The sequence below is a fragment of the Actinoplanes sp. CA-015351 genome (assembly GCF_050955685.1).
Lineage (GTDB): Bacteria > Actinomycetota > Actinomycetes > Mycobacteriales > Micromonosporaceae > Actinoplanes.
Map to the genome: position 1 here is coordinate 7,186,787 of NZ_CP192102.1, position 20,302 is coordinate 7,207,088.

Genomic DNA, 20,302 nt, shown 5'->3' on the forward strand with positions numbered 1-20,302 from the left:
CGGAGACTCACCCACCAACGTCGGAGGGAACACCGTGGTGACCACCCGCCTGCCGAGCGCAGGATTCTCGATCACGATTCGCATTGCCGTTACCGCGGATGCCTCGTCCATCGGCCGCCTCACCACCTGTGTGGGTGAGGCCGGGGCGATCGTGACGGCACTGGACGTGGTGGACTCCGACCCCACCCACGTGATCGTCGACCTGACCTGCGACACCGCGGACGCGGCGCACGCCGACCAGGTCGTCAAGCAACTCGAGGACCAGGACGGCGTCGACGTCCGCAAGGTCTCCGACCGGACCTTCCTGCTGCACCTGGGCGGGAAGATCGAAGTCAGCTCCAAGGTCGCGCTCCGGAACCGCGACGAGCTGTCCCGGGCGTACACGCCGGGTGTGGCCAGGGTCTGCATGGCGATCGCCGAGAACCCGGCCGACGCCCGCCGCCTCACCATCAAGCGCAACACCGTTGCCGTGGTCAGTGACGGCTCGGCCGTGCTCGGCCTCGGCAACATCGGGCCGGCCGCGGCGATGCCGGTCATGGAGGGCAAGGCCGCCCTGTTCAAGCGGTTCGGCGGCGTGGACGCCTGGCCCGTGGTGCTGGACACCCAGGACACCGACGAGATCGTGGCGATCGTGAAGGCGATCGCTCCGGCGTACGGCGGGATCAACCTGGAGGACATCGCGGCGCCGCGATGCTTCGAGATCGAGGCCCGGCTGCGTGAGCTGCTGGACATCCCGGTCTTCCACGACGACCAGCACGGCACCGCGATCTGCGTGCTGGCCGCCCTGACCAACGCGCTGCGGGTGGTCGGCAAGCGGCTCGAGGACGTCCGGGTCGTGGTCTCCGGCGCCGGCGCGGCCGGCACCGCGATCATGAAGCTCCTGCTCCGCCAGGGTGTGGGCGACATCATCGCGTACGACCGGAAGGGCGCCCTGCACCGCGGGATGCCCGACATGTCGGAGACCTGGCAGTGGCTCGCCGACAACACGAACAAGGCGAACTACTCGGGGGATCTGCCCGGCGCGATCGCCGGAGCGGACGTCTTCATCGGCGTCAGCGCCCCGAACCTGCTCACCGGCGACGACATCGCCAAGATGGCCGACAAGTCGATCGTGTTCGCGCTGGCCAACCCGGACCCCGAGGTCGACCCGCGCGAGGCTCGCAAGCACGCGGCCATCGTGGCCACCGGGCGTTCCGACCAGCCGAATCAGATCAACAACGTGCTGGCTTTCCCCGGCGTCTTCCGCGGCATGCTCGACGTGAGCGCCGAGGCGTTCACCGAGGAGATGGCGCTCGCGGCGGCCCGGGCGATCGCCGACGTGGTGGGCGAGGACAAGCTCAACCCCACGGTGATCGTGCCGAGCGTCTTCGACCAGCGGGTGACCCCGGCGGTGGCAGCGGCGATCCGCGCGGTGGTCCGGGGCACCCCGGCGCCGCAGAACCCCGCGGCGGTCCCGGACTCCGAGCTGGACAAGGCCCCGGAGGGCATCTTCTAAACCGCGCCGGCCCCAGGCGATCTTGGGCGATTTTCGACCCTTTGGAGTGGAAAATCGCTCAAGATCGCGGCGAGGGCGGGGCCGGGGACCAGCCGGTGAGTTCGCCGATGTGGTCGGTGATCAGGCCGGCCACGCCGGCCTCCACCAGCTCCGGCCAGCGGGAACTGTCGTTGGCGGTCCACGGCATCACGCCGACGCCCGCCTCCGCCAGCTCGGCGGTCACCTCACGCAGGCGCAGCGCGTCGTCGACCGGCGGGTTGCAGAGGACCACGCCGAGCTCGCGGGCCAGCGGCACCGTCTCCGCGTCGAAGCGGAACAACAACAAACCCCGGCGCACGTCAGGGGCGACGTCACGGACCTTGCGCACCACGTCCGGGTCGAAGCTCTGCACCACCGTGCGGCCCAGCAGGTCCCGTTCGGCCAGCTGGGCGATGATGGTTTTCACCTCGTCAAGCGTGGCCGGCGGCTTGATCTCGACGAGCAGCTCGGCGGCCGCCGGTGCGAGCAGGTCCAGCACCGCGGCCAGCGACGGCACCCGGACACCCGTGAACGCCGGGCTGAACCGCACACCGGCGTCCAGCGCGGCGATCTCGGCCCAGCTCAGGTCCCAGACGCGACCCCGGCCGGTGGTGGTGCGGTCGACGGTCCGGTCGTGGATCACCACGGGCACGCCGTCGGCGGTGACCCGCACGTCGAACTCCACGAACGTGGCGCCGGCCCGGACCGCGGCCTCGAAGGCGGGCAGCGTGTTCTCCGGCGCTGCCGCCGCGTAACCCCGGTGGGCCACGCGATGGAGCGTCACCACACCGAACCGGTGGCGACCAGGACGGCCGGGCCCTCCAGCCACCAGCCGTCCGCCTCGTCGTGGGTCACGACGAGGCGGCCGCCGGGAACGTCGACGGCGATCGAGCCGGCGGACAGGCCCCGGTCGCGCAGGGCGACCGCACCGACCGCGAGCGCGCCGGTGCCGCAGGACAGGGTCTCGCCGGAGCCGCGCTCGTGCACCCGCATCCGGACGTGGCCGTCGATGCCGTCGACCGGCTCGGCCTGCTCGACGAACTCGACGTTCACCCCGTGCGGGAAGACGCCGGCGTCGAAGGCCGGCTCCCGATGCAGGTCCAGCCCGGCCAGCGACACGCCGTCGTGCAGGCCGCAGACCAGATGCGGGTTGCCGACATCGACAGCAACGCCCGGAAGGGTCAGCGAGCCGACTGTCGCTGTGCTTCCGGCGTACACACGCGGGGTTGTCATCCGCACCTTGATCGAGTCCGCGCTGACCAGGGCGACCATGATCCCGGCTCGCGTCGCCACCGGGAGGCCCGCAGGGACTGCCGTGGCGAGATCGTTGTCCAGGAGGTAGCGGACGAAGACGCGAACGCCGTTGCCGCACATCTCGGCGATCGAGCCGTCGCTGTTCCAGTAATCCATGAACCACTCGGCCTCGCCGGCGAGATCGGCGGCCTCGGGGTGTTTGGCGCTGCGCACCACCCGCAGGACGCCGTCACCGCCGATCCCCCGGCGGCGATCGCAGAGCGACGCCACGATCTCGGGCGTGAGCGCGAGCTCCCCGTCCGGATCGGGAAGGATCACGAAGTCGTTGCCGGTCCCATGACCTTTGGTGAAAAGCACGCCGCCCATCATCGCGCAACAGCGAGGGCGTCGGCCACCAGCGTCGGCGAAGCGCCGTCCAGCCAGGTGATCGAGGGATCGCGGCGGAACCAGGACCGCTGGCGGCGGACGAAGCGCCGGGTGCCGCGAACCGTGTCGTCCTTCGCCTGGTCCTCGGTGAGCTCGCCGTCGATCTGGGCGAGAGCCTGCTGGTATCCGAGCGCGCGGGACGCGGTCCGGCCGTCCCGGATCCCGGTCAGGCCCCGGACCTCGTCGATCAGCCCGGCTTCCCACATGAGGTCGACCCGCAGGGCGATCCGCTCGTCGAGGCCGGCGGTGTCGCGGTCGACGCCGATCTGCAGGGAGTCGTAGACCGGCGTGGGATCCGGCAGAGATGCGGTGAACGGCTGGCCGGTCAGTTCGATCACTTCGAGCGCGCGGACGATGCGACGACCGTTGGAGGGAAGGATCTTCGCTGCGGCAATCGGGTCTTTATCCCTTAAAACGTCATACAGCGGGGCACCATCCGCCAGCTCTGCCTCGAGACGCGCCCGAATCGCGGGATCCGTCCCGGGAAACTCGAAATCTTCCAGCACGGCCCGCACGTACAGACCGGAACCCCCGACGAGCAGCGGAACCTTGCCTCGCCCGAGGATGTCGTCGATCGCCGCGCGGGCCAGCCGCTGATATTCGGCGACCGCCGCCGGCTCGGTCACGTCCCAGATGTCGAGCAGATGATGGGGCACGCCGTCACGCTCGGCCACGCTCAGCTTGGCGGTGCCGATGTCCATGCCCCGGTAGAGCTGCATCGAGTCCGCATTGACCACCTCACCACCTGTTTCGCAGGCGAGAGCGATGCTCAGGGCGGACTTGCCGGCCGCCGTCGGGCCGACGACGGTGACCACTCGATGAGCTGCTGGGGACGGCACTTGACAACGGTAGGACACCGTTGTGTCACGGTCGTTGGCGGGAGCTTTCCCCTAACCGGGTTGGACCTGTGACAATGCGCGAGAAAGAATGCCGGTGGGAAGGTTGGCATTCACTGCGCTGTGGCGGTGGCCGCGGGCCGGTTCAAGGTCCGACGGCGCCGGGAGAACGAGGATGAGCTGATGAACGACTGGACGGCCTTCGGGCGCGTGGATGCCGACGGCACCGTGTACGTGAAGACCGCCGAGGGCGACCGGGTGGTCGGCTCCTGGCAGGCGGGTACGCCGGAAGAGGGTCTTGCACACTTCGCCCGCCGATTCGCCGACCTGGTGACCGAGGTCGACCTCGTCGAGGCTCGCCTCAAGTCGGGCGCGGCGGACGCGGCCCACTCCCTGAGCAGCGTGAAACGGATTCGCACCACGCTCGACGAGGCTCACGTGGTCGGCGACATCGACGGCCTCGTGGCCCGGCTGGAGCGCCTCACCACCCTCGCCGAGGAGAAAGCCGGCGAGGCCCGTGCGGCCCGCGAGGTGGCCCGGACCGAGGCCCTCGCGCGCAAGACCGCCCTCGTCGAGGAGGCGGAGAAGATCGCCGCCGACGCCACCGGCTGGAAAACGGCCGGCGACCGGCTCAAGGAGATCCTCGACGAGTGGAAGACGATCCGCGGCGTCGACAAGAAGACCGACGGTGAGCTGTGGAAGCGGTTCGCGACCGCGCGGGACGGCTTCACCCGTCGCCGCGGCGCGCACTTCGCCACCCTCGACGGGCAGCGCAAGCAGGCCCAGACCGCCAAGGAAGACCTGGTCAAGGAAGCGGAGACGCTCGCCGAGTCGACCGAGTGGTCGTCGACAGCAAACCGTCTCAAGGAGCTGATGACCGAGTGGAAATCGGCGCCCCGCGCCGCCAAGGAGGCCGAGCAGCGCCTCTGGGAACGCTTCCGTGCCGCTCAGGACGCGTTCTTCACCCGGCGTAGCGAGGTCTTCTCCGCCCGCGACGCCGAGTACCAGGGCAACCTGGAACGCAAGCAGGCCATCCTCGCCGAGGTGGAGGCGCTCGACGTCGACTCCGACGCCCGCGCCGCGCAGAACAAGCTCCGCGACGCCCAGGCCGCTTGGCACGAGGCCGGCCGGGTGCCGCGCGAGGCGTCCGCCTCGCTCGACCGTCGCTGGCGGGCCGCCGAGGAGCGCATCCGCGTCGCGATGGACTCGGCCTGGCGCAAGACCAGCCCGCAGGACAACCCGCTGCTGCGCCAGATGCGTGACCAGGTCGCCGAGGCCGAGCAGCGCCTCACCCGCGCCCAGGCAGCCGGCGACAACCGCCGGATCAAGGAGGCCGAGCAGGCTCTGGCTTCCAAGCGCCAGTTCCTCGCTCTCGCCGAGCAGGCGAACTAACTCCATCTGCGTAATCAGGCGGCAGGCCGTTGGCCTGCCGCCTTCGCGCTTTTGGTACGCGTTCGCAGGACGCCCGTGGCACCCACCGCGACGACCCTGCGGCGCAAGGCCGCTGCGCGCCTTTCGCTACCGGCGGATGGCTGAGGGCGCCAGGTTCGACATCTCGGTGACGTCGGCGTTGCCGCCGGTGCAGACGACGGCCACCCGCCGCTCGGCGAAGAGCTTCGGGTGGGTCAGCACGGCTGCCAGAGCGGCCGCGCCGGCGCCCTCGGCGAGGGTGTGCGCCGCCGTCGCCAGCAGGCGGCGTGCCTCGCTGATCTCCTCGTCGGTGACCAGCAGGAAATCGCTCAGCCGACCGGCGATCATGCGCTGCGGCAGGGCGTATCCCCTGCCGGTGGCCAGCCCGGCCACGGCGGTCCGGTTCGGGCGCTCGACAAGCGTCCCCGCCCGCCAGGAGTCGTGGGCGGCAGGTGACGCCGACGATTGCACACCGATCACCTCGCAGCCCGGCGCCAGCCCGGCCGCGACCAGGCAGGCGGCCGCCGCGCCGGTGCCGCTGCCGATCGGCACCACGATGGCGTCCAGGTTTGGGTGCGCTTCGAGGATCTCCAGGTACAGCGTGCCGACCCCGGCGATCAGCTCCGGCGTGTCCCCTGGGCTGATCAGGCGGGCGCCGGTCTCGGCAGCGAGTTCACGGGCATGCCGCTCGGCCGCCTCCAGCGAGTCCCCGGTCCGGACGGCCCGTGCTCCCCACGCTTCGACCTTTTTCGTGGAGTGTTCCGAGGCACTCGCCGGCATGACGACAGTGCACGGCGCTCCGAAGACGCGGCTGGCGTACGCGATCGACTGCGCATGGTTGCCGGTGGAGTAGGTGACAACACCATGACAGCGCTCGGCCTCTGTCATGTTCGACAAAAGGGTCAATCCGCCGCGTACCTTGAACGCTCCGACCGGCTGGGTGTTCTCGTGCTTGACCAGCGCGTTCGCCCCGGCGACCCGGTCGACGAGCGGGTAGGACCAGATCGGCGTGGGCGGCAGGTGACCGGCGAGCAGGGTCCGGGCGGCGCGCACGTCGGCGAGTGTCGGTTCCATGGTTCGATCGTCGGCCTACCCCTGTCATAGGTCCAATGTCAAAGTTCTCGGATACCCATAGATCTCATTGATAGGTTGGCGCGATGCTCGACGTCACCCGGCTCACCGTCCTGGTCGCGGTGGCCCGGCACGGCTCGGTCACCGCGGCCGCCCGCGCCCTGCACTACGCCCAGCCGTCGGTCAGCCACCACCTGGCCCGGCTGGAGGCGGAGACCGGCAGCCGGCTGATCCAGCGGGTCGGCCGGGGCATCCGCCTCACCGAAGCAGGCCGCCTCCTGGCCGCCCGGGCCGAGGAGATCCTGGGCCGGCTGGCCGCAGCGGAATCCGAGCTGGCCGCACACACCGGACTGCGAAGCGGGCGGGTACGGCTGGCGGCGTTCCCGTCGGCGCTCGGCACGTTCGTACCGGTGGCGGCGGCGTCGTTCGCCACGGCGTTCCCCGGGGTGGACCTGCGTTTCACCGAGGCCGAGCCGCCGGAGGCGGTGCGCTTGCTGCGAAGCGGCGAGGTCGAGGCAGCGGTGGTCTTCGAGCACCTGTCCGAGTCGCCGGGCAGTGGCGCTCCGGGCTTCGCCGGGCTCCGGATGGTAAACCTGATGGAGGAGGCGGCGAACCTCGTGGTTCCGGCAAACTGGGCCGGTGACCGGCTCACCGACCACCGGGACCGGCCGTGGATCGGCGGTTGCGAACGCTGCCAGGACCGGCTGAGAATCGCGTGTGCGGCCGACGGGTTCACACCGGACATCCGGTTCACCACTGATGACTACGTGGCCGTACAGGCGCTGGTGGCCGCCGGGATGGGCGCCACCACACTGCCCGCGCTGGCGCTCGCCGCCCACCGCAACCCGCAGGTCCGGGTCGTGCCGCTGCCCGGCCCGGGCCGCCGCATCTCGGTATCCGTAGCCGGCGACCCACCCGATCCACCGGGAACGGCGGCCCTGGTGGACCACCTGGTGACAGCCGCCCGCACGGCGGTTTGCTGAGCGAGATCCAGGTGAGTCCCGCCTGCGTGACGACCGCGAGTTGCCCAGAGGCCTCTTGTGATCGGAGGTCGAGCCGCCAATCGCCGGCCACACGTCGTAGCGCCCAGCTCTCGCTTCGGCTTCGGCTTCGGCTTCCGCTCCGTTTCCGTTTCGGCTTCCGCTTCGGCTTCCACTTCCGCTTCCGCTTCGGCTTCGGCTTCCGCTTCCGCATCGGCTTCGGCTTCCGCTTCCGCATCGGCTTCGGCTTCCGCTTCCGGTTCGGGTTCGGGTTCGGGTTCGGGTTCGGGTTCGGGTTCGGGTTCGGTTCGGGTTCGGGTTCGGGTTCGGGTTCGGGTTCGGGTTCGGGTTCGGGTTCGGGTTCGGGTTCGGGTTCGGGTTCGGGTTCGGGTTCGGGTTCCGATCTTGTGGACTTCCGCGAACCGTTTGCGGGGAGTTCCACAAGATCGGGAGGCCTCTTGCCGATCTTGTGGACTTGAGCGGCAACGGGTTCGGGAAACTCAACAAGATCGAGGAAAGCCAGCCAGCCAGCCAGCCAGCACCGACCCGGAACGAGCGTCGCCCAGCGATCGACGGGCGCCGCCGGGAGCTCGACGGGCAGCACTCGGCGATCGACGGGTGACGCTTGACGCTCGACGGGTGACGCTTGACGCTCGACGGGTGGCGCTCGGCACTCGACACTCGACTGGCGGCGCTCGACGGCGGCAGGCGACGGGCGGCACTCGACATTCGACTGGCGGCGCTCGACGGCGGCAGGCGACGGGCGGCACTCGACGCTTGACTTGCGGCGCTCGACGGCGGCAGGCGACGGGCGGCACTCGACGCTTGACTTGCGGCGGGTGGCGGCGGCGGGTGGCGGCCGTTCCGGGCCAGTGGTCGGCGACATGCATACCCGTCCGTCGATCTTGTTGAATCCCGCGACGCCCGGTCTGATGCTAGTCAACAAGATCGTTGGGGTGTCGCGAGATAAAGGTAGGCCGGGAGGCGGTGGCCCGCGGCCGGCTTGTGCTTGTGGTCGCTGGTTCGGGCTCTCCGCGACCGTAAGCGCAAGCCCGCTCCGCGGACGGGTGGGCCGTGGTCTGGGCAAGATGCGTCGTCGCCACGTGCGGTGCGGTGTGCACCGGAAGCGGCCCGGCGTCCCGCGTGCGGGGGCGCCCGGGCCGAGGGGCGTGCGGGGGCGCCCGGCCCGGTGGGGCGTGCGGGGGCGCCCGGCCCGGTGGGGCGTGCGGGGGCGCCGGGGCCGGTGGGGCGTGCGGGGGGGCCGGGGCCGGTGGGGTGGGCGCCGGGGGGAGGGGCGTCAGGGGCTCGGGGTGCGGTACGGGTTGCGGCTTTGTGGTGAGCCCCGCTGGGCGTACGCGAAGGGGGTGGTGGGTTAGAGGGCGCAGCCCTCTGTTGCGGCGGGGAGGGGGGCTGGGACGCCGAGGGTGGGGAGGCCCAGGGAGACGCCTTTGAGTTTGGGGGTGCGGCCGGCCTCGTGGGCGTCGCCGGCGCGGGTGCGGCGGTGCGAGAGCGGGTCGCCGTCGGCGTTGAGGTGGTGCGGGGCCGCGTAGGTCACGACGGTCTCGACGATGTCGCCGGGGCGCGGGGTGAGCGGGCCGGTGAGGGTGCCTGTCGCGAAGTGGACGAGGCGGCCGTCGCGGGCACGGCCTGACATCCGGCCGGTGTGCGCGTCCTTGCGGCCCTCGCCGACCGCGACCAGGACCTCGACCTTCTCGCCGACCAGCTTCTTGTTCTCCGACCAGGAGATGTCCTCCAGCTCGGCGATCAGGCGCTCGTAACGCTCCTGGACGACCGCCTTGGGCAGCTGGTCCTCCATGGTCGCGGCGGGTGTGCCGGGGCGCTTCGAGTACTGGAAGGTGAACGCGCTGGAGAAGCGGGCCTGGCGGACCACCTCGAGGGTCTGCTCGAAGTCCTCGTCGGTCTCGCCGGGGAAGCCGATGATGATGTCCGTGGTGATCGCGGCGTCCGGCATGGCGGCGCGGACCTTCTCGATGATGCCGAGGTATTTCTCCTGGCGGTAACTGCGGCGCATGGCCTTGAGCACGCGGTCCGAGCCGGACTGCAGCGGCATGTGCAGCGAATGGCAGACGTTCGGCGTCTCGGCCATCGCGGCGATCACGTCGTCGGTGAAGTCTTTCGGGTGCGGGCTGGTGAAGCGGACCCGCTCCAGGCCCTCGATCTCGCCGGTGGCGCGCAGCAGCTTGCCGAACGCGAGGCGGTCGCCGAACTCGACGCCGTAGGAGTTCACGTTCTGGCCGAGCAGGGTCACTTCGAGGACGCCCTCGGCGACCAGCGCACGGACCTCGGAGAGGACGTCGCCGGGGCGGCGGTCCTTCTCCTTGCCGCGCAGCGACGGGACGATGCAGAACGTGCAGGTGTTGTTGCAGCCCACCGAGATGGAGACCCAGCCGGCGTAGGTCGACTCGCGCTTCGTCGGCAGGGTCGACGGGAAGACCTCGAGCGACTCGAGGAGCTCGACCTGGGCTTCCTCGTTGTGCCGGGCCCGTTCCAGCAGGGCCGGCAGCGAACCGATGTTGTGGGTGCCGAAGACCACGTCGACCCAGGGGGCCTTCTTGACGATGTCGCCCTGGTCCTTCTGCGCGAGGCAGCCGCCGACCGCGATCTGCATGCCGGGATTCGCGAGCTTCGTCGGGCGCAGCCGGCCGAGGTTGCCGTAGAGGCGGTTGTCGGCGTTCTCGCGTACCGCGCAGGTGTTGAAGACCACGATGTCAGCCGCGTCGGCGTCCGCTGCGCGGACGTAACCCGCGTCCTCCATCAGCCCGGAGATCCGCTCGCTGTCGTGGACGTTCATCTGGCAGCCATAGGTACGCACGTCGTAGGTGCGTGTGCTGCCCTGCATCTCGGTAGTCATGGCAATTGACCAGGCTACCCGTTACCTGAGCGCGGGCCGCTCCGGCGTCGGGTCCGGTTTGAAGCGCGAACGGTCACATCCGCCCGGCGAGGCGCAGGCCGGGTCGGAGCCGGTGCAGGGGCGGACATGCCGCCGCTCCGGGCCGTCGTCGGTCTCCACCTCGGCCACGTGCACGGCCCGGAGTGTCCCGTCCGGCTCGGCGAGTACGTACCGTGACGGGTTGAGCGTGTCGTCGGGGAGCAGGACGGCGGCACCCAGCCGGACCGCGACGGCGCTCGCGATGGTTTCCTCGGCCACGTCCGAGGGCGCCAGGTAGACATCGACGACTGTCGGAAAGTCGCCACCGACCCGATAGACGTCCGCCATCAAGGCGCCGGGCAGGGCGTTCTCGATCCCGCCGGCACGGCGCTCCAGAGCACCGGCCAAGGCGCCTTCCACGCGGTCAGCGTCGACTTCCTGGGCGACACACCAGTTCCAGAGGCCGTCCGCCATGTCCACCATGCTCTACACCCCTAACGCCCGGCGTGGGCTGTGTTACCGCTCCGTGACCATTCTCGACACGATCCGATACGGACGGCCCCCTAGGGTGTGTCCATTCGAGTGAACCGACTACGAGTGGATGGACCAGGGGTGACAGACGAAGCACTCATCGTGCTGGAGAGCGTAAACAAGTGGTTCGGACCCTTGCACGTGCTGCAGGACGTGTCTCTGTCTGTCGCGCGCGGCGAGGTCGTGGTCGTGATCGGACCGTCCGGTTCCGGTAAGTCCACCCTGTGCCGCGCCATCAACCGGCTGGAGCCGATCAACTCCGGCACGATCACTTTCGACGGACAGCCTCTCGCCGCGGAGGGCCGGGCGCTCGCCAAGCTGCGCAGCGAGGTCGGCATGGTCTTCCAGTCCTTCAACCTCTTCGCGCACAAGACGATCCTGCAGAACGTGATGCTGGGACCGCTCAAGGTGCGCAGGGAGAAGCAGGCGGTGGTCCGCGACCGGGCCATGGGCCTGCTCGAGCGGGTCGGCATCGCCAACCAGGCCGACAAATACCCGGCCCAGCTCTCCGGCGGCCAGCAGCAGCGTGTCGCGATCGCCCGTGCGCTCGCCATGCAGCCCAAGGCCCTGCTTTTCGACGAGCCGACAAGCGCGCTCGACCCCGAGATGGTCGGCGAGGTCCTGGACGTGATGACCTCGCTCGCCCGTGAGGGCATGACCATGGTCGTGGTCACCCACGAGATGGGCTTCGCCCGGCACGCGGCGAACCGTGTGGTGTTCATGGCCGACGGCCAGCTGGTCGAGCAGGCGCCGCCGGAAGAGTTCTTTGCGAACCCGAAGAGTGAACGCGCGCGCGATTTCCTCTCCAAGATCCTGACGCACTAAACCAGAACCCCTGTTTCGAGGAGCGTAAACATGCGCATCACCCGACTGGCAGCCACCTTCGGCGCGCTCACCATGGCGTTCGCCGTTGCGGCGTGCGGTGGCAGCGACGACGAGAGCGGTAGCTCCGGCAGCGCCTCCGGCATTGTCGGCAAGGCCTCCAGCGACAAGAAGCTGGTGATCGGTGTCAAGGCCGACCAGCCCGGCCTCGGTCTGCAGACCGGCAGCACCTACACCGGCTTCGACATCGAGATCGGCAAGATCATTGCCAAGGGTCTCGGCGTCGAGGAGAGCGGCATCGAGTGGAAGACCACCGTCTCCGCGAACCGTGAGCCGTACATCCAGCAGGGCCAGGTCGACCTCGTGGTCGCCACCTACACGATCAACGACGAGCGCAAGAAGGTCGTCAACTTCGGCGGGCCGTACTACATCGCCGGACAGGACCTGCTCGTGCCGGTCGACTCGACGATCACCGGACCGGAGTCCCTCGCGGGCAAGAAGGTCTGCTCGGTCAGCGGCTCGACCCCGGCCAAGCGGATCCAGACCGATTACAAGGACGCTCAGCTCCAGCAGTTCGACTCGTACTCCAAGTGCGTGACGGCGCTGGCCGGCGGCCAGGTGGACGCGGTCACCACTGACGACATCATCCTCGCCGGGTACGCCTCGCAGGAGCAGTACGCCGGCAAGTTCAAGGTTGTCGGCAAGCCGTTCAGCGAGGAGCCGTACGGCATCGGCCTGAAGAAGGACGACAGCGAGGGCTGCAAGAAGATCAACGAGATCCTCACCGCTGCTGCCTCCGACGGCTCGTACAAGAAGGCCTGGGACGACACGCTCGGCAAGAGCGGCACCGCGGCGCCGGAGCTGGACACCACCAAGCTCACCAACTGCGCCTGACCTGTCTGACCTGAGCGGAGCCGGGGCGACCCGGCTCCGCTCACCTGTTGCCGAAAGGTGACGATGGACGTCTTCTCCGACCCCTACAACGTCGACGTGTACGTGACGGGTTTCCTCTGGATCCTCAAGCTCACGGCTGCCTCCACGGTGGGCGCTCTCGTGCTCGGCGTACTGCTGTCCGCGATGCGGGTCTCGCCGGTGCCGGTGCTGCGTGGCTTCGGCGCGGCCTGGGTGAACGTCTTCCGGAACACGCCGCTCACGTTGATCATCTTCTTCTGCTACTTCGGCCTCTTCTCGACACTCGGCTTCTCGGTGTCGGACGAGATCGACCTGAACAACTACTGGCTCGGTGTCATCGGGCTCTCGGTCTACACCGCCGCGTTCGTGTGCGAGGCGATCCGCTCCGGCATCAACACGGTGCCGGCCGGGCAGGCCGAGGCGGCCCGGGCGATCGGCATGTCCTTCCGGCAGACCCTCACGATGATCGTCCTGCCGCAGGCCGGCCGGGCGGTGATCGCGCCGCTGGGCAGCATCTTCATCGCGTTGTCGAAGAACGCGACAATCGTCGGCACGATCGGGCTCATGGAGTCGTCAAACGCCATGAAGGAACTCATCAACGCGAACGGTGACGCCGTCATCCCGATCTTCCTGGTCTTCGCCGGCACGTTCGCGGTCGTCCTGATCCCGGCCGGGTACGGCTTCGGCTGGCTCGCCAACCGGCTGGCGGTGAAACGGTGAGGAGCGAAGCGATCGAACCCAGGCAGCTCAGTATGGAAAATGGCGACTCGGAGCGAAGCGGAGAGTCGGCATGAGCACTGACGCTGTTCTGTATGACCATCCAGGGCCCCGCGCGAAGATCCGGAACCTGGTTCTGACAGTGGTGTTCGGCGTCGCCCTGCTGGGGCTGGCGTACTGGGTCTACGCGAAGTTCGACGAGAAGGGCCAGTGGGCGGGATCCCTCTGGAAACCGTTCACCGCGGCCAGCACCTGGGCCGACTACATCCTGCCGGGCCTGGGCCACACGCTCGGCGCGGCTGCGGTCGCGATGGTCCTCGCGCTGACCTTCGGCATCGTGTTCGCGGTCGGGCGGCTCTCCGACCACTGGTGGGTCCGGCTCCCGGCCGGGGCCGTCGTGGAGTTCTTCCGTGCCGTGCCGCTGCTGCTGCTGATGTTCTTCATCTTCTTCGGTGTCCCGTTCATCACCGAGCAGCCCATGTCGATCTTCTGGGCAGTCGTGCTCGGCCTGACCCTGTACAACGGGTCGGTGCTGGCCGAGGCGTTCCGGGCCGGCATCTACGCGGTGCCGCGCGGGCAGAGCGAGGCGGCGTACGCGATCGGCATGCGCAAGAGCCAGGTGATGCGGGAGATCCTCGTCCCGCAGGCCGCCCGCTCGATGCTGCCGGTGATCGTCAGCCAGATGGTGGTGCTGGTGAAGGACACGGCGCTCGGGTACATCATCTCCTACAGCGAGCTGCTGCAGATGGGCGTCAACAACGTCGCGGCGAACTTCGGCAACGTGGTTCAGGCCGCGATCGTGGTCGCGATCATCTTCATCCTGGTGAACTCGTCGCTGACCGCCTTGGCCGGGTGGCTGGAGCGGCGGACCCGCCGGGTTGGTAAAGCACCGCGGACGGCCGCTCTCGTCGAGGCCGGCGACGCTGTCTGATCGTGAGGCTTACCGGGCCAGTTCTGTGACACGGGACTCTCGCACGACCGTGACGCGGATCTGGCCCGGATAGGTCAGCTCCTCCTCGATCTGCTTCGCCACGTCGCGGGCCAGCACCGCCGCCCCGATGTCGTCGATGTCGTCCGGCCTCACCATCACCCGGATCTCCCGGCCGGCCTGCATGGCGAAGACCTTCTCCACCCCGACCTTGCCCCCGGCGATCTCTTCGATCCGCTCCAGGCGTTTCACGTACGCCTCCAGGCTCTCCCGCCGGGCGCCCGGGCGTCCGCCGGAACACGCGTCGGCGGCCTGGGTGAGCACCGCCTCGATCGTCTGCGGCGGAACCTCGTTGTGATGCGCTTCGATGGCGTGCACCACGTCCTCGTGCTCGCCGTACTTGCGGGCCAGGTCGGCGCCGATCAGCGCGTGGCTGCCCTCCACCTCATGGGTGAGCGCCTTGCCGATGTCGTGCAGGAACGCGGACCGCTTCATCGTCGGGACGTCCAGGCCCAGCTCAGCAGCCATTATCCCGGCGATGTGCGCGGTCTCCACCAGGTGCTTCAGTACGTTCTGACCGTAGCTGGTGCGGTATCGCAGCCGGCCCAGCAGTTTCACCAGCTCCGGGTGGATGTTCGTGATGCCGACGTCGACCAGAGCCTCCTCAGCGGCCCGGTCGCAGAGGATCTCCACCTCGTTCTTGGCGCTGTCGAAGACCTCCTCGATCCGGTGCGGGTGGATCCGGCCGTCCAGCACCAGTTTCTCCAGCGTGAGGCGGCCGACCTCCCGGCGTACCGGGTCGAAGCAGGAGAGCAACACCGCTTCCGGGGTGTCGTCGATGATCAGGTTCACCCCGGTGGTCGACTCGAACGCCCGGATGTTGCGGCCCTCGCGGCCGATGATCCGGCCCTTCATCTCGTCGCTCGGCAGGTGCAGCACGCTGACCACGCTCTCCGCGGTCTGCTCGCTGGCGATCCGCTGAATCGCGTCGACCACGATGTGCCGGGCCCGGGTGTCGGCGGTGTTCTTCGCCTCGGTCTCGATGTCGCGGATCAGGATCGCGGCCTCGCGCTTCGCCTGGCCCTCGATCGACTCGATCAGCTCGGTCCGGGCGGTGTCAGCGGTGAGCGCGGCGATCCGCTCCAGCTCGCGGCGCTTCGTCTCCTCGACCTTGGCGATCTCCGCCTCGCGCTTGGCGAGTGCGCCCTCCCGTTTCGCCAGGTCCGACTCCACGCCGCCGAGCCGGCGCTCACGCTCGACGAGTCGCTCCAGTTCCTCGGCGTGCAGCCGTTCCCGCTCGTCGATCCGGGCAGCGCGGCGCTCGACCTCGGCGGAATGCTCCTTCGCGGTGGCGTTGAGCAGCGCGATCTCCCGCTCCCCCGAGCGGCGTGCGGCAGCGCGGACCTGTTCGGCGTCGGACTCGGCCTGGCGGTGAGCGTGTTCCAGAATCGTGTCGGCTTCGCTGTGCGCGGCTTCCAGCACCCGGCGGGCCTCGGCCCGGGCGGCGCCGGCCTCGGCTTTCGCAGCGGCGGTCTCGGCTTTGACGGACGCCGCCTTGGCGTTGGCGTCAGCGACCTTCGCCTGCGCCTCGCCGACCTCCAGCTCCTGACGCTCGTGGGCGTCGTGACGCTCGGTCTGCATCTGGCGCAGCGCGCGCGCCCCGAGGACCAGCCCGGCTATCACCGACACGGCGAGCACGATGACAGCAATCACGAGCACCCAGTCCAGGGGCTTCATCTCGCCGCGTCTCCCTTCGCCGCCGGCGCGGTGTGCACGCGCGCGGGCCATCCTGCGGATGCCCGACCAAGGCAGTGATCACGGACGGCACCGGGGTTCCGGGGTTTACCGGGTTCCGGGCTTCTTCACGCTTTGCCGCAGGCCGACCCAGGCCTTCCATCTCTGAATCCGCACCTTTTTACCGGTGCGTCACACACCCGTGCGGGCCGTTTGGCCTTCACGGGCGCCGGACCTCGCGAGTGCTCGCGCCTCGCGAGTGCTCGCGCCTCGCGAGTGCTCGCGCCTCGCGAGTGCTCGCGCCTCGCGAGTGCGTGCACGTTCTCAGGTGCTCGCATGTTCTCAGGTGCTCGCACCTTTTCAGGTGCGTGCGCCCCAGCGACTGGCCCGGCGGGTGTGCTTCGGCGCCGGTGGGCCCTCAATGGGCCTCCGGATTTCAGGTCTTGCGGGTGACGTCAGCGTTCCGAGGCGCTGGCGCTCCCCTCCGACCTGCTGCGATCGGCGATCGATGCGACCTTCGCGATCGGCAGAGCGGCAGTCGGCTCGGTCAGCCGCTGCCAGTCTTTCGCCGTCGTTGCCGGGCTCTCGCCGTCGTTGTCGGCCTGGAACCGCGAAGGCGTCACTCCCGGCTCGACGTCACCCCGAGTGATCAATTCACTCGGGCCGTCGCGGCCTGTCGGATGCCTTCCCCGCTCCGAGCCGGCAGTCCGCCGTTCGAATCAGAGTGTGTGGAGTTGTGGGGTCGACTACCGATATGTCGCTCCGCCGGCCGCGTGGCTCGCAGCTGACGATCGCATCGGTGAGTACGGGTAAAGCGCTCAAGTGATGCCGTAATGTAATGCGATCTATGTTGTGACTGTTGCTTGCGATGGTCGAACAAACCTTGTGTAACGCGAGGCTAGGTCGCGAGCACTGCTTCGGTCAAGGACTCATGATTCGGCAGCGGATAGGACGTACGGCACAGACGTGCTTACGCCCAGCTCACGATCTCGCCAGGACATTTCCGACGTACCGTGTGATGACGGCAACGGTAGCGTTATCAACCCGCAACCAAGGCCTCGCCCATTATGGCCCTCATCACCACCGAGAGTAGCTGTGACACTCGGCGCCGTCCCACCCTCATGCCGGATGAGGGGCCGGGAGCGGGGGTCGAGGCGATCCAGGAGCCGGGGTTGAGGCAATCCCGGAGCCGTCGGCCAGGGTGATCCCGGAGCCGACGGCTGGGGTGATTTAAGAGCCGAGGGCTGGGTGATCCAGGAGCCGAGGGCTGGGTGATCCAGGAGCCGAGGGCTGGGTGATCTAGGAGAGCGGGTCGGCGTCGGTCGCCAGGGCATCCGGGTCGATCGCGTCGGCGAACTCGGCGGCTTCCTCGTCACGGGCGGCCAAGGCGTCCTTGACCGTGCGGATCGCCACGCCGGCCGGGTAGCCCTTGCGGGCAAGCATCGCCACGAGACGGCGGAACACAGCGTCCGGAGCGCCGGTGGCGGTCCGCAGCTTGCGGTCCACCAGCGCTCGCGCCGTCTCGGCCTCGGACTCGTCGTCGACGGACTCGAGAGCCTCGCTCGCCTCCTCGGCGCTCACCCCGCGCTGGCGCAGCTCGTTGGCGAGCGCGCGGCGGGCCAGGCCCCGGCCCTGATGCCGGCTGGTGACCCAGGCTCGGGCGAACGCGGCGTCGTCGATGATGCCGACCTCGTCGTAACGATCGAGGACCTCGGCGATCACCTCTTCCGAGATGCCCTTGCGGACCAGCACCTTCGACAGCTCGGCACGCGTCCGCGGACGGGCGGCGAGCTGTCGGAGGCAGATCTCGCGGGCGATCTCCGACTCGCTCCGCGGATCAGCGGAACGAGCCGGTTTCTCGGTTCCGGGCGTGCCGGTTCCGGGCGTGTCGGTGGCGGCCCGGGGCGGGATGGCATCCCACCCGCGCCCGGCCCGCGCACCACGTCGTCCTGGCATTACAGCTCACCGCGCCGTCGCCGCGTTGGCATGACGGCCAACCCCGCTGTCGCCGCGTTGGCGTGACGGCTCACCCCGCTGTCGCCGCGTTGGGGTGAAGACTCACCGCGCCGTTGTCGGGCTGACATGACGGCTCGCCGGATCAGAAGTCGACCGGCGGCAGTTCCGGGCCGCCGGCGGCGTCGGTGGCGGCGCCCTGGCCGACGCCGAGCTTCTCCAGGATCTTCTTCTCGATCTCAGCGGCGACGTCCGGGTTTTCCTTCAGGAACTCCCGCGCCTTCTCCTTGCCCTGGCCGAGCTGGTCGCCGTCGTACGTGTACCAAGCGCCGGACTTGCGGATGATGCTCTGCTCGACGCCGACGTCGATGAGCGAGCCTTCCCGCGAGATGCCCTTGCCGTACATGATGTCGAACTCGGCCTGCTTGAACGGCGCGGCCACCTTGTTTTTCACGACCTTGACCCGGGTCCGGTTACCGATCACGTCGGTGCCGTCTTTCAGGCTCTCGATGCGGCGCACGTCGAGGCGCACGGACGAGTAGAACTTCAGCGCGCGGCCACCGGTCGTGGTCTCGGGCGAGCCGAACATGACACCGATCTTCTCGCGGAGCTGGTTGATGAAGATCGCGGTGGTCTGCGTGTTGCTCAGCACACCGGTGATTTTCCGCAGCGCCTGGCTCATCAGGCGGGCCTGCAGACCGACGTGGCTGTCACCCATCTCACCCTCGATCTCGGCACGCGGCACGAGGGCGGCCACCGAGTCGATGACGATGATGTCGAGCGCGCCGGAGCGGATCAGCATGTCCGCGATCTCGAGCGCCTGCTCACCGGTGTCGGGCTGGGAGATGAGCAGAGCGTCGGTGTCGACGCCGAGGGCCCGCGCGTAATCCGGGTCGAGGGCGTGCTCCGCGTCGATGAAGGCGGCGATGCCGCCGGCTTTCTGCGCGTTCGCCACGGCGTGCAGGGCGACCGTGGTCTTACCGCTCGACTCCGGTCCGTAGATCTCGATGACCCGGCCACGCGGCAGGCCGCCGACGCCGAGCGCCACGTCGAGAGCGATGGAGCTCGTCGGGATGACGGCGGTCTGGACGACCGGCCGCTCCCCGAGCCGCATCACGGAACCCTTGCCGAACTGCTTGTCGATCTGAGCCAGCGCTAGCTCGAGCGCCTTTTCCCTGTCCGGACCTGCCATTGCCGCCACCCCTGTAATCGACTTCGCGTTCGCGGTCTTCGCCGAAGAGCTTCTGTTCACCACGGCCGACACGGTATGCGGTGGGTATGACAAAAACATCCACCCCACCCCGGCCTGTGGATGGCCGAGCCGCTGTGGACAATAGCCGAACACTTGTACTACGAACGAGCGACACGCCAGAACAAGCGTACGAAAATCGCGTCATTGCAGGCGGGAAGGCACCCGATCGGGGTAAGCGCCGACAACAGCACGCCAGATAGTGGCCGTTTCAACACCCTGAGTAATAGCTTGGTCGATGGTTCGGTCGCCGAGTGCCGAAAATGCTTGGTCTGCCGCGATGCTCTTGGCATACGAGGCCCCGAACGACTCCTCGAGCCGTCCCCAGAATTCTGTCAGCCGCACCGTCCGAGCGTACTCAGACTGTTATCCGACAGCCTCGGCCGCCACTTTGAGATCCTCGACAAGACCTCGGTACGCCGCGTCGCGATCGTCGGCCCGCAGCACCGCCGACGGGTGAATCGTGGCAAGCGCCTGGATCTCGGCGACCGGGAAGTCCGCCGGGTGCTGGGCCGAGGCCGGCCACGGCAGCAGCTGCCCGCGGGACCGGGTCACCCGGAACGACGGACCGAGCAGCGCCTTGGCCGCGGTGGCGCCCAGCACGACCACCATTTCCGGCTTGAGCAGCGAGAACTCGGCCACCAGCCAGGGGCGGCAGGCGGTGATGTGCGCCGGGCCGGGCGTCTGATGGATGCGGCGGCGGCCGCGCAACTCGAAACGGAAGTGCTTCACCGAGTTCGTGATGTAGAGCTCGGCGGGGTTGATGCCGGCGTCGTCGACGGCCTCGCGCAGCAGCCGGCCGGCCGGCCCCACGAAGGGCAGGCCGTGCTGGTCCTCGATGTCGCCGGGCTGCTCGCCGACGAAGACGATCCTCGCGTCCTCCGCGCCCCGGCCGAAGACGGTCTGGGTCGCGGGCTCGTGCAGCTCACAGCCCTGACAGCCGGCTGCGGCCTCTTTCAGCTCGGCGATGCTCCGGGAATGCGGCGGCACCCACTGCTGCGCGCCGGGCGGCGCGTCGTTCGATGACATCGCTCCGTTTTACCCGCAGGGCCGGACAGGACGCTGCCCGCATCGAC

The 20,302-nt window shown here is 69.1% G+C and carries 19 protein-coding genes; 7 read left to right on the forward strand and 12 right to left on the reverse strand.

Features of this window, described 5'->3' with window-relative positions:
• The first annotated feature begins 34 nt into the window (after nt 1-34).
• Nucleotides 35-1,495 (forward strand): NAD-dependent malic enzyme, encoded by a 1,461-nt coding sequence (locus tag ACQP2E_RS32590; RefSeq protein ID WP_433826811.1) that lies wholly within the window; start codon nt 35-37, stop codon nt 1,493-1,495.
• 58 nt (nt 1,496-1,553) lie between these two features.
• On the opposite strand, the gene ACQP2E_RS32595 is transcribed toward ACQP2E_RS32590, so the two are convergent.
• From ACQP2E_RS32595 to miaA, 3 genes are read right to left on the reverse strand one after another with little or no spacing between them, the layout of a single operon-like run.
• A complete protein-coding gene (locus tag ACQP2E_RS32595; RefSeq protein WP_433826812.1) occupies nt 1,554-2,297 on the reverse strand; it encodes a glycerophosphodiester phosphodiesterase in 744 nt (247 codons plus the stop codon).
• Complete coding sequence (gene dapF / locus ACQP2E_RS32600) at nt 2,294-3,124, reverse strand: diaminopimelate epimerase (RefSeq protein WP_433826813.1); 831 nt, start codon at nt 3,122-3,124, stop codon at nt 2,294-2,296. Before dapF ends, ACQP2E_RS32595 begins: the two co-directional genes overlap by 4 nt.
• Before the next feature lie 8 nt (nt 3,125-3,132).
• On the reverse strand, nt 3,133-4,050 hold the full coding sequence (gene miaA / locus ACQP2E_RS32605) for a tRNA (adenosine(37)-N6)-dimethylallyltransferase MiaA (protein ID WP_433826814.1): 918 nt from the start codon (nt 4,048-4,050) through the stop codon (nt 3,133-3,135).
• A 162-nt stretch (nt 4,051-4,212) separates the two neighbouring features.
• Here miaA and ACQP2E_RS32610 point away from each other — a divergent pair, with 162 nt between their 5' ends.
• The gene (locus ACQP2E_RS32610; RefSeq protein WP_433826815.1) at nt 4,213-5,421 is read left to right on the forward strand and encodes a DUF349 domain-containing protein; all 1,209 of its coding nucleotides are present in this window, start codon (nt 4,213-4,215) and stop codon (nt 5,419-5,421) included.
• Between the two features lie 126 nt (nt 5,422-5,547).
• On the opposite strand, the gene ACQP2E_RS32615 is transcribed toward ACQP2E_RS32610, so the two are convergent.
• On the reverse strand, nt 5,548-6,513 hold the full coding sequence (locus ACQP2E_RS32615; RefSeq protein ID WP_433826816.1) for a threonine ammonia-lyase: 966 nt from the start codon (nt 6,511-6,513) through the stop codon (nt 5,548-5,550).
• Between the two features lie 83 nt (nt 6,514-6,596).
• Here ACQP2E_RS32615 and ACQP2E_RS32620 point away from each other — a divergent pair, with 83 nt between their 5' ends.
• Complete coding sequence (locus tag ACQP2E_RS32620; RefSeq protein ID WP_433826817.1) at nt 6,597-7,493, forward strand: LysR family transcriptional regulator; 897 nt, start codon at nt 6,597-6,599, stop codon at nt 7,491-7,493.
• Between the two features lie 1,369 nt (nt 7,494-8,862).
• On the opposite strand, the gene miaB is transcribed toward ACQP2E_RS32620, so the two are convergent.
• A complete protein-coding gene (gene miaB, locus ACQP2E_RS32625; protein ID WP_433826818.1) occupies nt 8,863-10,362 on the reverse strand; it encodes a tRNA (N6-isopentenyl adenosine(37)-C2)-methylthiotransferase MiaB in 1,500 nt (499 codons plus the stop codon).
• A gap of 21 nt (nt 10,363-10,383) precedes the next feature.
• Complete coding sequence (locus ACQP2E_RS32630; RefSeq protein ID WP_433826819.1) at nt 10,384-10,863, reverse strand: hypothetical protein; 480 nt, start codon at nt 10,861-10,863, stop codon at nt 10,384-10,386.
• A 129-nt stretch (nt 10,864-10,992) separates the two neighbouring features.
• Between ACQP2E_RS32630 and ACQP2E_RS32635 the strand changes: the two genes are divergently transcribed.
• The 4 genes from ACQP2E_RS32635 to ACQP2E_RS32650 all read left to right on the forward strand — a co-directional run bounded on the left by ACQP2E_RS32635 (nt 10,993) and on the right by ACQP2E_RS32650 (nt 14,293).
• The gene (locus ACQP2E_RS32635; RefSeq protein WP_433826820.1) at nt 10,993-11,736 is read left to right on the forward strand and encodes an amino acid ABC transporter ATP-binding protein; all 744 of its coding nucleotides are present in this window, start codon (nt 10,993-10,995) and stop codon (nt 11,734-11,736) included.
• A gap of 30 nt (nt 11,737-11,766) precedes the next feature.
• Nucleotides 11,767-12,627, forward strand: a complete 861-nt coding sequence (locus ACQP2E_RS32640) for a glutamate ABC transporter substrate-binding protein (RefSeq protein ID WP_433826821.1) — start codon at nt 11,767-11,769, stop codon at nt 12,625-12,627.
• A 63-nt stretch (nt 12,628-12,690) separates the two neighbouring features.
• Nucleotides 12,691-13,365 (forward strand): amino acid ABC transporter permease, encoded by a 675-nt coding sequence (locus tag ACQP2E_RS32645; RefSeq protein ID WP_111651456.1) that lies wholly within the window; start codon nt 12,691-12,693, stop codon nt 13,363-13,365.
• Nucleotides 13,366-13,435: 70 nt separating this feature from the next.
• Complete coding sequence (locus tag ACQP2E_RS32650) at nt 13,436-14,293, forward strand: amino acid ABC transporter permease (protein ID WP_433826822.1); 858 nt, start codon at nt 13,436-13,438, stop codon at nt 14,291-14,293.
• Between the two features lie 9 nt (nt 14,294-14,302).
• Here the strand turns inward: ACQP2E_RS32650 and rny are convergent, their stop codons facing one another.
• The 6 genes from rny to ACQP2E_RS32680 all read right to left on the reverse strand — a co-directional run bounded on the left by rny (nt 14,303) and on the right by ACQP2E_RS32680 (nt 20,255).
• Complete coding sequence (rny, locus tag ACQP2E_RS32655) at nt 14,303-16,027, reverse strand: ribonuclease Y (RefSeq protein WP_433826823.1); 1,725 nt, start codon at nt 16,025-16,027, stop codon at nt 14,303-14,305.
• A gap of 452 nt (nt 16,028-16,479) precedes the next feature.
• A complete protein-coding gene (locus ACQP2E_RS32660) occupies nt 16,480-16,647 on the reverse strand; it encodes a hypothetical protein (RefSeq protein WP_433826824.1) in 168 nt (55 codons plus the stop codon).
• A 676-nt stretch (nt 16,648-17,323) separates the two neighbouring features.
• Entirely contained in the window at nt 17,324-17,980 is a 657-nt protein-coding gene (locus ACQP2E_RS32665; RefSeq protein WP_433826825.1) for a regulatory protein RecX, read from the reverse strand.
• A gap of 142 nt (nt 17,981-18,122) precedes the next feature.
• A complete protein-coding gene (gene recA / locus ACQP2E_RS32670) occupies nt 18,123-19,169 on the reverse strand; it encodes a recombinase RecA (protein WP_433826826.1) in 1,047 nt (348 codons plus the stop codon).
• A gap of 201 nt (nt 19,170-19,370) precedes the next feature.
• On the reverse strand, nt 19,371-19,571 hold the full coding sequence (locus tag ACQP2E_RS32675) for a DUF3046 domain-containing protein (RefSeq protein WP_433826827.1): 201 nt from the start codon (nt 19,569-19,571) through the stop codon (nt 19,371-19,373).
• Nucleotides 19,572-19,592: 21 nt separating this feature from the next.
• A complete protein-coding gene (locus tag ACQP2E_RS32680) occupies nt 19,593-20,255 on the reverse strand; it encodes a UdgX family uracil-DNA binding protein (protein ID WP_433826828.1) in 663 nt (220 codons plus the stop codon).
• Between the last annotated feature and the right edge of the window lie 47 nt (nt 20,256-20,302).

Coding starts and splice junctions, on each gene's coding strand:
- ACQP2E_RS32610 (WP_433826815.1), top strand. CDS start 4,213: ATGAACGACTGGACGGCCTTCGGGCGCGTGGATGCCGACGGCACCGTG.
- ACQP2E_RS32615 (WP_433826816.1), bottom strand. CDS start 6,513: ATGGAACCGACACTCGCCGACGTGCGCGCCGCCCGGACCCTGCTCGCC.
- ACQP2E_RS32620 (WP_433826817.1), top strand. CDS start 6,597: ATGCTCGACGTCACCCGGCTCACCGTCCTGGTCGCGGTGGCCCGGCAC.
- miaB (WP_433826818.1), bottom strand. CDS start 10,362: ATGACTACCGAGATGCAGGGCAGCACACGCACCTACGACGTGCGTACC.
- ACQP2E_RS32630 (WP_433826819.1), bottom strand. CDS start 10,863: ATGGTGGACATGGCGGACGGCCTCTGGAACTGGTGTGTCGCCCAGGAA.
- ACQP2E_RS32640 (WP_433826821.1), top strand. CDS start 11,767: ATGCGCATCACCCGACTGGCAGCCACCTTCGGCGCGCTCACCATGGCG.
- ACQP2E_RS32645 (WP_111651456.1), top strand. CDS start 12,691: ATGGACGTCTTCTCCGACCCCTACAACGTCGACGTGTACGTGACGGGT.
- ACQP2E_RS32650 (WP_433826822.1), top strand. CDS start 13,436: ATGAGCACTGACGCTGTTCTGTATGACCATCCAGGGCCCCGCGCGAAG.
- rny (WP_433826823.1), bottom strand. CDS start 16,027: ATGAAGCCCCTGGACTGGGTGCTCGTGATTGCTGTCATCGTGCTCGCC.
- ACQP2E_RS32665 (WP_433826825.1), bottom strand. CDS start 17,980: ATGCCAGGACGACGTGGTGCGCGGGCCGGGCGCGGGTGGGATGCCATC.
- recA (WP_433826826.1), bottom strand. CDS start 19,169: ATGGCAGGTCCGGACAGGGAAAAGGCGCTCGAGCTAGCGCTGGCTCAG.
- ACQP2E_RS32680 (WP_433826828.1), bottom strand. CDS start 20,255: ATGTCATCGAACGACGCGCCGCCCGGCGCGCAGCAGTGGGTGCCGCCG.